This window comes from Streptomyces hyderabadensis, assembly GCF_020404845.1.
GTDB classification, from domain to species: domain Bacteria; phylum Actinomycetota; class Actinomycetes; order Streptomycetales; family Streptomycetaceae; genus Streptomyces; species Streptomyces hyderabadensis.
In genome coordinates this window covers 1-10,587 of record NZ_JAIOJZ010000108.1, presented here as the reverse complement: position 1 = coordinate 10,587, position 10,587 = coordinate 1, and the positions used below count along the sequence as shown (strand labels likewise).

Annotated in this window: 10 protein-coding genes and 1 pseudogene; 6 read left to right on the top strand and 5 right to left on the bottom strand. The window is 74.2% G+C overall.

Annotation, left to right across the window (positions count from 1 at the left end; all coding sequences use genetic code 11):
* From K7854_RS36825 to K7854_RS36815, 3 genes are all read left to right on the top strand, one after another.
* Positions 1 to 728 (top strand): phosphoglucose isomerase-related protein (locus tag K7854_RS36825; protein ID WP_505016457.1); only part of this gene is annotated, 728 nt, incomplete at its 5' end.
* A gap of 1 nt (position 729) precedes the next feature.
* A complete protein-coding gene (gene gnd, locus K7854_RS36820; RefSeq protein ID WP_226030910.1) occupies positions 730 to 1,611 on the top strand; it encodes a phosphogluconate dehydrogenase (NAD(+)-dependent, decarboxylating) in 882 nt (293 codons plus the stop codon).
* A gap of 85 nt (positions 1,612 to 1,696) precedes the next feature.
* Complete coding sequence (locus tag K7854_RS36815; RefSeq protein WP_226030909.1) at positions 1,697 to 3,187, top strand: membrane-associated oxidoreductase; 1,491 nt, start codon at positions 1,697 to 1,699, stop codon at positions 3,185 to 3,187.
* A 15-nt stretch (positions 3,188 to 3,202) separates the two neighbouring features.
* Here K7854_RS36815 and K7854_RS36810 read toward each other — a convergent pair whose 3' ends face one another.
* Positions 3,203 to 3,796: a TetR/AcrR family transcriptional regulator gene (locus tag K7854_RS36810; protein WP_226030908.1), complete on the bottom strand. Its 594-nt coding sequence runs from the start codon at positions 3,794 to 3,796 to the stop codon at positions 3,203 to 3,205.
* A gap of 161 nt (positions 3,797 to 3,957) precedes the next feature.
* Here K7854_RS36810 and K7854_RS36805 point away from each other — a divergent pair, with 161 nt between their 5' ends.
* Both K7854_RS36805 and K7854_RS36800 read left to right on the top strand, forming a co-directional pair.
* Positions 3,958 to 4,845 carry an NAD(P)-dependent oxidoreductase gene (locus K7854_RS36805; protein ID WP_226030912.1) on the top strand — a complete coding sequence of 296 codons (888 nt, stop codon included), beginning with the start codon at positions 3,958 to 3,960 and terminating at the stop codon, positions 4,843 to 4,845.
* 66 nt (positions 4,846 to 4,911) lie between these two features.
* Positions 4,912 to 6,141, top strand: coding sequence for a serine hydrolase domain-containing protein (locus tag K7854_RS36800; protein ID WP_226030911.1), 1,230 nt, complete (start codon positions 4,912 to 4,914; stop codon positions 6,139 to 6,141).
* Between the two features lie 32 nt (positions 6,142 to 6,173).
* Here K7854_RS36800 and ribA read toward each other — a convergent pair whose 3' ends face one another.
* Entirely contained in the window at positions 6,174 to 6,854 is a 681-nt protein-coding gene (gene ribA, locus K7854_RS36795; protein ID WP_226030907.1) for a GTP cyclohydrolase II, read from the bottom strand.
* A 53-nt stretch (positions 6,855 to 6,907) separates the two neighbouring features.
* On the opposite strand from ribA, the pseudogene K7854_RS36790 reads away from it, so the two are divergent.
* A pseudogene (locus tag K7854_RS36790) lies at positions 6,908 to 7,621 on the top strand (creatininase family protein); the annotation flags it as partial.
* Here the strand turns inward: K7854_RS36790 and K7854_RS37895 are convergent.
* The 3 genes from K7854_RS37895 to K7854_RS36775 all read right to left on the bottom strand — a co-directional run.
* Positions 7,504 to 8,706, bottom strand: a complete 1,203-nt coding sequence (locus K7854_RS37895; RefSeq protein WP_226030906.1) for a lysylphosphatidylglycerol synthase transmembrane domain-containing protein — start codon at positions 8,704 to 8,706, stop codon at positions 7,504 to 7,506. The pseudogene K7854_RS36790 and the gene K7854_RS37895 overlap by 118 nt on opposite strands.
* On the bottom strand, positions 8,703 to 9,659 hold the full coding sequence (locus K7854_RS36780; protein WP_226030905.1) for an SAM-dependent methyltransferase: 957 nt from the start codon (positions 9,657 to 9,659) through the stop codon (positions 8,703 to 8,705). The genes K7854_RS37895 and K7854_RS36780 overlap by 4 nt, the downstream gene beginning before the upstream one ends.
* The coding region (locus K7854_RS36775; protein ID WP_226030904.1) for a glycosyltransferase family 4 protein at positions 9,656 to 10,587 on the bottom strand (932 nt) is incomplete at its 5' end. The genes K7854_RS36780 and K7854_RS36775, both read right to left, overlap by 4 nt.

Below are 10,587 nucleotides of genomic sequence, written 5' to 3'. Positions count from 1 at the left end.
ACGCCGAGGCCCCGGCCAACGCGCCGCTGATCCTCGGTCTGCTGGGCGTCTGGTACGGCGACTTCCTGGACGCGCAGTCGCACGCGGTGCTGCCGTACTCGCACTACCTGTCGAAGTTCACCGCGTACCTCCAGCAGCTGGACATGGAGTCCAACGGCAAGTCCGTCGACCGCGAGGGCAATCCCGTGCAGTGGCAGACGGGGCCGGTGGTGTGGGGCACGCCGGGCACCAACGGGCAGCACGCCTACTACCAGCTGATCCACCAGGGCACCAAGCTGATCCCGGCGGACTTCATCGGCTTCGCCCGGCCCGTGGCCGAACTGAGCGACGGACTCAAGGCCCAGCACGACCTGCTGATGGCCAACTTCTTCGCCCAGACCCAGGCACTCGCCTTCGGCAAGACCCCGGACGAGGTACGCGCCGAAGGGGTGCCCGAGGAGCTGGTCCCGCACAAGACCTTCCGCGGCAACCACCCCACCACGACCGTCCTGGCCGCCGAGCTGACCCCCTCCGTCCTCGGCCAGCTCATCGCCCTCTACGAGCACAAGGTGTTCGTCCAGGGCGCGATCTGGAACATCGACTCCTTCGACCAGTGGGGCGTCGAACTCGGCAAGGTGCTCGCCAAGCGCGTCGAACCGGCCCTCACCGAGGGCGCGGACGTGCCCGGCCTCGATCCGTCCACGGCCGCGCTGGTGGCCGCCTACCGTGAACTGAAGGAAGTGCACTGACATGCAGATCGGTCTTGTTGGTCTCGGCAAGATGGGCGGCAACATGCGCGAGCGGCTGCGCAACGCCGGCCACACCGTCGTCGGATACGACACCAACCCCGAGCGGGCCGACGTCGACAGCCTGGTCGAGCTGGTCGACCAGTTGGAGCGGCCGCGCGCGGTCTGGGTGATGGTGCCGGCCGGCGGCGCCACCCAGCACGTCATTGACCAGCTCGCGACGCTGCTCAAGCCCGGCGACACGGTCATCGACGGCGGCAACTCCCGCTGGACGGACGACGAGAAGCACGCCGAGGAGCTGGGCAAGCGCGGCATCAACTTCGTCGACGCCGGTGTGTCCGGCGGCGTATGGGGGCTGAAGAACGGCTACGCCCTGATGGTCGGCGGCGACAAGGAGACCGTCGACGACCTCAAGCCGGTCTTCGACGCGCTCAAGCCGGACGGTCCCTACGGCTACGTCCACGCGGGCCGGGTCGGTGCCGGGCACTTCGCCAAGATGGTCCACAACGGCATCGAGTACGCCATGATGCAGGCCTACGCCGAGGGCTGGGAGCTGCTGGAGAAGGTCGACTCCGTGGACAACGTCCGCGAGGTCTTCCGCTCCTGGCAGGAGGGCACCGTCATCCGCTCCTGGCTCCTGGACCTGGCGGTCAACGCCCTCGACGAGGACCACCACCTGGAGAAGCTGCGCGGGTACGCGGAGGACTCCGGCGAGGGCCGCTGGACCGTGGAGGCGGCCATCGACAACGCGGTGCCGCTGCCCGCGATCACGGCCTCCCTCTTCGCGCGGTTCGCGTCCCGGCAGGAGGACTCGCCGCAGATGAAGATGGTCGCCGCGCTGCGCAACCAGTTCGGCGGGCACGCCGTGGAGTCGGCCAAGAAGTAGCCGCCCGGGCACGGCCGCCCTGGAAGTGGGCGGTCCGGAAAGCGCGTTGACGTGATCGGCCGGTTCGGGTCAGAGTCCCTCCCTGATGGAGATCAACGACCTGACACCGGCCGAGTCGCGTCTTTGGCGGGCGTTCGCCTCGGGCACCGACGTGGACTTCCGCACCGCGGGCTCCGCCGCCGCGGACTCCTCCGCCGCGAACTTCGACGACCCCGCCGAGGGCGGCACCTGGGGCCCCGAGCGGACCGTGCGCGCGAGCGTGCTGCGCTCCCTGCTCCTGGACGGCCCCCGGGAGGACGGCCGGGTCGCCGCGCTGAGCCTGGCCGGCGCCCGCGTCACCGGACGGCTGGACCTGCAGTACGCGACGGTCGACCACCCCGTGCGGCTGCGGCACTGCCACTTCGACGAGGCACCGAGGTTCTACGGGGCCCGGCTGCGCGAGCTGAACCTGAGCGAGTCCGTGCTGCCCGGGCTGATCTCGCACGCGGTCCGGGTGGAGGGCGTACTGCGGCTGACCCGGGCCCGGTTCAGCGATACGGTGCGGCTCGCGGGGGCGGAGGTCACCGGCAGCCTGTACCTGGAGAGCACCCGCATCGAGACGCCGGACACCGAGTGGCCGGTGCTCCAGCTCAACCAGGCGGTGCTGGGCGCCGACCTGTGGGCGCCGGGGCTGCGCGCGGGCGGCGAGGTCCGGCTCACCGGCGCCCGGGTGGCCGGCACGGTCAACCTCAACGACGCCGTGCTGCACCGGCCGGGCGGCAGCGCCGTCCAGGCCGAGACGCTCGCCGCCGAGGCCGACGTGCTGCTGCGGCGCGCGGACGTCCGGGGCCGGCTGGAGCTGCGCGGTGCCCGGATACCCGGCCGGCTCGACCTGTCGCACGCCCGGCTGGCCAACGCCGGGGACACCGCGCTGCGCGCCAGCAGTTGCGCGATCGGCGAACTCTGGCTGCGGGAGGGCCCGGCGGTGCAGGGTGCGCTCAATCTGCGCCGCGCCCAGGTGGACGTGCTGTTCCTGCAGCCGGAGGTGGTGCCGGACCGGGTCCAGCTCAACGACCTCACGTACACGTCGCTCATCCCGCACGAACCCGCCGAGCGGCGGCTGCCGATGCTGGAGAAGGGCGACAGCTACCTCCCCTTCACCTATGAGCAGTTGACCGCCGCCTACCGGCGGATCGGTGACGACGACGCGGCCCGCCTGGTGCAGCTCGCCAAGCAGCGGCGGCGCCGGCGCACCCTGCCCTGGTACGGCCGCCTGTGGGGGCACCTCCAGGACGTCGCGGTCGGGTACGGCTTCCGGCCGCTGCGCGCGGGCGGCTGGCTGCTGTCGCTGCTGGCGGTCGGCTCGGTCGCGTACGGGCTGCACCATCCGCCGCCGCTCAAGCCGGAGGAGGCCCCCGGCTTCGACCCGGTCTTCTACACGCTCGACCTGCTGCTGCCGGTGATCTCCTTCGGCCAGGAGAACGCCTTCTCGCCCCAGGGCTGGTACCAGACGCTGTCCTACGTCCTGATCGTCACGGGCTGGATCCTGGCCACGACGGTGATCACCGGCCTGACCCGCACGGTCAGCCGCCAGTGAGCGGCGCGCCGCGGATCAGGCCCCGGGCACGGCGGCGTCCAGGAGCGGGCCCAGCTCGCGGGCGACGGTCGTCAGGGCCCGCACATCGCGTTCGGCCCGGGCCATCAGGATCGCCCCTTCGAGGGAGCTGATCATCAAGGTGGCCAGCGGCCCGGACCGCTCCGCGGGCACGCCCATGCCGACGAGTGCCTCGGCGACCGGCCGCGTCCAGGCGGCGAAGGCGTCGGCGGCCGCCCTCCGGGTGGTTTCGGAACTCTCGGCGCAGTCCACCGTCGCCGCCGCCACGGGGCAGCCCGCGGCGAAGCCCTGCGTCTCGTACTCGTCGGTCCACTGCCGCACCATCGCCGCGAACAGCCCGCTCGGCGTCGGACGGTCCATGTCCCCCAGGAAGCGTGCGACACGGGCGGCCGCGTACCGCCCGGCCCACTGCAGGGCCTCACCGACGAGCTGGTCCTTGCCGCCCGGGAAGTAGTGCTGGAGCGACCCCCGGGGCGCCCCGGCGTGGGCGGCGACGTCCCGCATGCCGGTGGCGTCCACACCGTGGCGCCGGATGAGCTGGGCGGCGCTGAAGACCATCCGCTCCCGCGGCCCCCGCCCGGACCCTGCCATCGCCGCTCCCTCGCCGTGCCGTCGTGTGCCGCACCGACCCTATGACAGCTGTCATGATCCGGGCTACTATGACGGCCGTCATAGCCCGGCTCTTCATTCCTCTTCCGGTCTTCTCCCGGCGCGCCTGCAGGCGGGCGCGCCTCTCGTACGGACGGTGCGTCATGCGGCTCGTCGGCTTCATCGGTCTCGGCATCATGGGTCAGCCGATGGCACTGCGCCTGGCCCACGCGGGCACCCCCCTCGTGGTGCACAACCGCACCCCCGCCCGCGCCGCTCCGCTGCGCGCCGCGGGGGCCCGGGTGGCGGACGGCCCCGCCGAGGTCTTCGACCGGGCGGAGACGGTGATCCTGATGCTGGCCGACGGCCCGGCGATCGACGCCGTGCTGGCCCGCGGCACCCCGGAGTTCGCCGCCCGGGTCGCCGGGCACACGGTCGTCCACATGGGCACCACCTCGCCCGGGTACTCGCACGGTCTGGAGGCCGACGTCCGGGCTGCGGGCGGGCGGTACGTGGAGGCGCCGGTGTCCGGCTCGCGGGTCCCGGCGGAGACCGGCGGGCTGGTGGCGATGCTCGCCGGGGAGGACAGCGCCGTGGCGCGGGTGCGACCGGTGCTGGCCCCGCTGTGCCGGGAGACCTTCGTCTGCGGTGCGGCACCGAACGCGCTGCTGACCAAGCTGGCCGTGAACCTCTTCCTGATCACCCTGGTCACCGGCCTGACCGAGGCGTTCCACTTCGCCGAGCGGCACGGCCTGGACCGGCGCCGGTTCCTCGACGTCCTCGACGCCGGCCCGATGGCCAGCGCCGTCTCCCGGATGAAGGCCCCCAAGCTGCTGACCGGCGACTTCACGGCGCAGGCGGCGGCGTCGGACGTGCTGAAGAACAACCGCCTGATCGCCGAGGCGGCCCGCGCCGCCGGCCTCGCCTCCCCCCTCCTCGACGCCGCCCACGCCCTGTTCGAGGAGACGGTGTCCCTGGGGCACGGGGGCGAGGACATGGTGGCGGTGGTCCGCGCATTGGAGGCGCGCACCGCGGAACTCGGACGACCGTGAGTTCCGACGGGGACCGCGCGGGGTATGCCGGACCCGTCCGACGAGCGATCAAGGAGAGCGATGGCGATACCACCCCTGCGACAGGAGGCCGACGCGGATGCGGCCGGGCTCGACCCGGGGGCGCTCGACCGGCTCGACCTGCACTTCGCCCGGCAGGTCGACGAGGGAAGGCTGCCCGGGTTCCTGGTGGCCGTCGCGCGCGGCGGCCGCGTCGCCCATCTGACGGTGCACGGACTGCGGGACGTCGCGGCCGGGCTCCCCGTCACGGCGGACACGCTGTGGCGGATCTACTCCATGACCAAGCCGGTCACGTCCGTGGCCGTGCTGATGCTGGTGGAGGAGGGCCGGCTGTCGCTGGACGACCCGGTGGACCGCCACCTGCCGGCCTTCGCCGAGCCCCGGGTGTACGTCAGGGGGACCGGGGACGACGTCGTCACCCGGCCGGCCACCGGTCCGGTCCGCGTCCGGCACCTGATGACCCACACCGCGGGGCTGACGTTCGGCTTCTACCACGCCCATCCCGTCGACGCGCTGTACCGGGCGGCGGGCGTGGAGTCCTCGGTGCGGCCGGGTGCGGGGCTGGCCGAGACGGTCGACCTGTACGCGAGCCTGCCCCTCCAGTTCGACCCGGGCACCGAGTGGAACTACTCGGTGGCCAGCAACGTACTGGGGCGGCTGGTGGAAGTGGTGTCCGGGCAGCCGCTCGACGTGTACTTCTCGGACCGGATCCTCGGTCCCCTCGGCATGACGGACACCGGCTTCCACGTCACCGACGCGCAGGCGGACCGCCTGGCCGAGCTGTACGGCGAGACGGCGGACGGCGGCATCGCGCCGGTGGAGGGGCTGCCGCTGCGGGGGCGGCCGCGGTTCCTGTCGGGCAGCGGCGGCCTGGTCTCGTCCGCGTACGACGTGCACCGCTTCGCGGAACTGCTGCGGCGCCGCGGTGAACTCGACGGGGTCCGGCTGCTCGCCCCGGCGACGGTGGACCTCATGACCCGCAACCACCTCCCGGACGGCGCCGACCTGCGTTCCTTCGGCAGCCGTCCGGCGCACGACCAGCCCGGCAACGACGGCGTCGGCTTCGGCCTCGGCGTCTCCGTGGTGACCGACCCGAGCCGCACCCGGTCGCCCTCCGGGGCGGGCACGTACGGCTGGAGCGGAGTGGCGACGACCACCTTCTGGGTCGACCCGGGCCGTGATCTGACGGTGCAGTTCATGACCCAGGTGCGGCCGAGGTCCTCGCACGCGGTCTACCCGGACCTGAAGCGGCTCGTGCACGAGGCCCTCGCGGACTGATCCGGGCGGCCCGCGGGGCGCGCCCCGCACGGTCAGGACGTCAGGTGCGCCACGGCGTCCAGGTGGGGCAGGTGATGGTCGAGCCGTTCCCGCTTGGTGCGCAGGTAGGTGAGGTTGGACTCGCACGGCGGTATCAGCAGCGGCACCTGCTCGGCGACCTGGATGCCGTGCCGCACCAACGCCTCCCGTTTGCGCGGGTTGTTGGACATCAGCCGCACGGACCGCACCCCGAGGTCGTCCAGGATCCGGGCGGCGACGCCGTAGTCCCGGGCGTCCACGGGCAGGCCGAGGGCGAGGTTCGCCTCCACCGTGTCCAGGCCCTCCGCCTGCAACGCCATCGCGCGCAGCTTGGCCAGCAGACCGATGCCGCGCCCCTCGTGGCCGCGCAGGTAGACCACGATCCCGCCGCCCGCGTCGGCCACCTGCCGCAGCGCGGAGGCGAGTTGGGCGCCGCACTCGCAGTGCTGGGAGCCGAAGGCGTCCCCGGTCAGGCACTCCGAGTGGAGCCGGGTGAGCACGCCCTCGGCACCCGGGTCCCCGTGCACCAGGGCCACTTGCTCGTCGCCGCGTTCGTGGTCGAAATAGCCGAAGGCCCGGAATTCCCCGTACACGGTGGGAAGGGGTGTGACCACCACGCGTTCCACGTCCGTGCGTTGCGGCCGCTGTGACCGCTGCGACGCCTTCTTGCCGAGTACACCGATTTTTTCTGTCATGATTCTCGCGTTCCTCAACAGGTTGCTCAACCGAGATGAAAGGCCGTGCGGGAATGGATGTCTCACTGGTGCCGGCGGACACGAGCGACGAGGTGCGCGAACGCGGTTGTGCGGTCGCGGTGCTGCCGGTCGGGAGTTTCGAGCAGCACGGCCCGCACCTGCCGCTGGCGACCGACATCCTCGTCGCCTGCGCCGTCGCCCGGGCGGTGGCCGACGCGTATCCGGTGCGCCTGCTGCCGCCGGTGACCTTCGGGTGCTCGCACGAGCACGCGGCCTGGCCCGGGACCGTCAGCATCTCCGCCGTGACCCTGCACGCGGTGGTGCGGGACATAGCGGACTCCCTGCGCCGCTCGGGTGTCGGGGCCCTGGTCGTGGTCAACGGGCACGGCGGCAACTACGTCTTGGGCAACGTCGTCCAGGAATCCTCCGCACGCGGTGAGCGGATGGCGCTGTTCCCGGCCGCGGAGGACTGGGAAGCGGCACGAGGGCGGGCCGGGGTGACCACCTCGCTGCTCACCGACATGCACGCGGGGGAAATCGAGACCTCCATTCTTCTGCACACGCACCCCGAATTGGTCCGGCCCGGTTACGAGGCCGCCGATTTCGTCGCGGACGACCGGCGTCATCTGCTCTCCCTCGGTATGTCCGCCTATACCGATTCCGGTGTCATCGGGCGTCCTTCACTGGGATCGGCGGAAAAGGGGAAGGAACTGCTGGCGAGCCTGGCGGATTCCTTCGGGGAACACTTCGCGCTGCTGACGGCGGCGACGGTGACCGCTTCCGACGCCTCGGACGGCTCTAACGACTCCGACGGCTCCGACGGCTCCGACGGCGAGCGCGCATAACGCGCACCGGGCCGGCGTACGACGAGGACGACGGCGCCGGGCAGGCTCGCCGCGAGACCGAGCACTCCGTACACCACCGCCACGCCGAGCCCGGTGTCCGCGCCGAGCCCCGCCGCGCCGAACGCCCAGGCGGTGACGCCCTCCCGGGGCCCCCAGCCGCCGACGTTGAGCGGCAGCCCCATGGCGAGCAGCGCCAGCACGGCCAGCGGAGTGAGCGCGGCGACCGAGGCCGTGCTGCCGGCCACCCGGGCGGCGAGCACGAACAGGGTGAGGTGCCCGGCCAGCACGACGACGGAGGAGAGGGCGACGCCGGGCAGGCTGCGCCGGGACAGCAGCCCGGCCCGGGCCTCGCCGAGCACCGCCCGCAGGGCCCGCCCCCGGCGTACGGGCGCCCGGTTCGGGCGCAGGGCGAGGACCACGGCGAGCGCGCCGAGCAGGGCCAGCGCCGCGGGCGGTGCGATCCGCCGGGCCTCGGCGAGCACCGGGGAGGGCATGGTGAGCAGTACGGCGGCCCCGGCACCGGCCAGCGCGACCTGCCCGGCGGCCCGTTCGAGGACGACGGCCCGCACGCCGCGCCCCAGGTCCCCGGCGCTGCGCCCGTGCCGCACCGCGCGGTGCACGTCGCCGAGGACGCCGCCGGGCAGGGCCGCGTTGAGGAACAGGGCGCGGTAGTAGTCGGCGACGGCCGCCGCGAGCGGCAGCCGGATGCGCAGTCCCCGGGCCACCAGGGCCCAGCGCCAGGCACTGAACACCGTGGTGACCAGCCCGATCCCCAGTGCCGCCAGCACCGCGGGCCCGTCGATCCGGCGCAGCCCGTCCAGGAGGGCGCCGGTCCCCAGCCGCCACAGGAGCACGGCGAGGACGGCGGTGCCGACGAGCGTGCCGAGGTGGGCGCGCAGGGCGCGGCGGCGGGCAGCCGGGGCGCCGACGGCGGTGTCCGGCCGGGGTGTTGCCGGCCGGTCCCGGGCCGGTGCGGCCGGTGCCGTCGGCAGCGTCGGTGCGGTCACTTGGCCCCGCCCGTCGGCCGGCACAGCGCCAGCAGGTCGGTGTGGTGGACGACGACGCGCAACTCTCCGGCGGCGCAGGCCGCGAGGCGCTCGTCCAGGTACCGGTCGGCCCGCTCCCGCAGGTCCGGGCGCTGTTCGACGGCCGCACCGACCCAGCCCCGCAGCCACTGGGCGGTGAGTCCGGCCTCCTCCGGGCCCAGCCGCCAGGGGCTGGGGTGCGCGCGTACGGTGGCGCCGTGCCCGGCGAAGGCCTCGGCGGCGGCGTCCACCGCGTCCGGACCGAGCATGCCGGTGCGCCGCTGGTGGTCGTTGAAGGCCTCGGTGATCTCGGCGTCCAGCGGGTGTGCCGGGGTGAGGCCGACGCGTCCGGCGACGGACAGGGTCAGCAGCGCCGGGCAGCCGGCCGCGGCGCAGACGGCGGCGAGTCTGCCGACCTGCTCGGCGGTGAGGACGTCGAGCAGCGCGGACGCGGTCACCAGCGCGGCGCCGCCCAGGGCGTCCGGGGTGAGGCGGGCGAGGTCCCCGCGCCGGGTCTCGACGGTGACCCGGCTGCCGTCGGCGGCGGTGCGCGGGGCGGCGACGGCCGCGAAGTGCAGCAGGTAGGGGTCCCGGTCGTGCAGCACCCAGTGCTGGGCGCCGTCGAGCAGCGGGGCGAGCCAGCGTCCCATCGAACCGGTGCCGCAGCCCACGTCGTGCACGACCAGACCGTCCGCCCGCCCCGGCAGGTCGGCGAGCCTGATCCGCAAGGGGTCGAGCAGGTCCCGCGCCCGCGCGGCGGCGTCCGCGGGCTCCCGCAGCCGCAGCCATTCGGGTGCGTAGCGCGGGGGTTCGCCGGCCCGCTCGCCCACCGGCGCCTCGCGGAGCCGGACCGTACCCCGGTCGGCGGCGGGCTGCGAGTGCCGGCCGGTGTCCGCCCCGGGAGCGCACGGCCCGTTGCCCTTCTTCGTGTTCATGCCGCCCTCCCCCCGTCGCCCGGCAGCCGGTGCAGTACGCCGGCCAGGCTCTGGGCCGTGCTCGCCCAGCCGTTCAGGGCGGCGCGGCGACCGCGGGCGGCGGCCTTCAGCCGGCGTCGTACGTCCGCCTCGCCGAACCAGCCGCGCAGCTCCGCGGCGAGCGCGACGGGATCCTCCGGCGGGACGAGGATGCCGGGCACTCCGCCGTCCGGCGCGCGTCCGAGCGCTTCCGGGAGGCCGCCGACGTCCGTGGCCAGCACCGGGATGCCGCGCGCGAGGGCCTCGGTCACCGCCATGCCGTACGTCTCGGCGTACGAGGTGAGCACCATCAGGTCGGCGCCGGCGTAGGCGGCGTCCAGTTCCGCGCCGGACCGCGGCCCGGCGAGGAGCAGCCGCTCCTCCAGGCCGTGCCGCGCGATCAGCGACCGCAGCCGGTCGACGTACTCCGGGTCCTGTCCGAGCCCGCCGACGCACAGGCAGCTCCACGGCAGGTCGGCCACCGCCGCCAGCGCCTCCACCAGCCGGTGCTGGCCCTTGCGGGGAGTGACGGCGGCGACGCACACCAGCCGGGAGACCCCGTCCGTGCCGGGCGCGAGGGGCGCGATGTCCGCGCCGGGAGCGGCGACGTGGACCCGGCCGGGGTCCAGGCCGTGGTGGGCGACGAGGCGCCGCGCCGCCCAGTCGCTGGTGGCGACGACGGCCGGGACGGCACGCAGCACCGCGCGCTCGCGGGCGTCCAGGTCGGCCGCCACCGCGGGGTCGAGGCCGGTCTCGTCACCGAGCGGGAGGTGGACGAGGACGGCCGTGCGCAGCCGCTCGGCCGCCGGGACGATCACCTCCGGCACCCCGCAGGCGACCAGGCCGTCGAGCAGGACGACCGCGCCGTCCGGCAACCGCCGCAGGACGCGGGCGAGTTCGGCGCGGGCGG

Bases quoted from the DNA above. Each gene is read 5' to 3' on its own strand.
- gnd (WP_226030910.1), top strand. From the start codon at position 730: ATGCAGATCGGTCTTGTTGGTCTCGGCAAGATGGGCGGCAACATGCGC.
- ribA (WP_226030907.1), bottom strand. From the start codon at position 6,854: ATGACAGAAAAAATCGGTGTACTCGGCAAGAAGGCGTCGCAGCGGTCA.
- K7854_RS36780 (WP_226030905.1), bottom strand. From the start codon at position 9,659: ATGAACACGAAGAAGGGCAACGGGCCGTGCGCTCCCGGGGCGGACACC.
- K7854_RS36810 (WP_226030908.1), bottom strand. From the start codon at position 3,796: ATGGCAGGGTCCGGGCGGGGGCCGCGGGAGCGGATGGTCTTCAGCGCC.
- K7854_RS36815 (WP_226030909.1), top strand. From the start codon at position 1,697: ATGGAGATCAACGACCTGACACCGGCCGAGTCGCGTCTTTGGCGGGCG.
- K7854_RS36805 (WP_226030912.1), top strand. From the start codon at position 3,958: ATGCGGCTCGTCGGCTTCATCGGTCTCGGCATCATGGGTCAGCCGATG.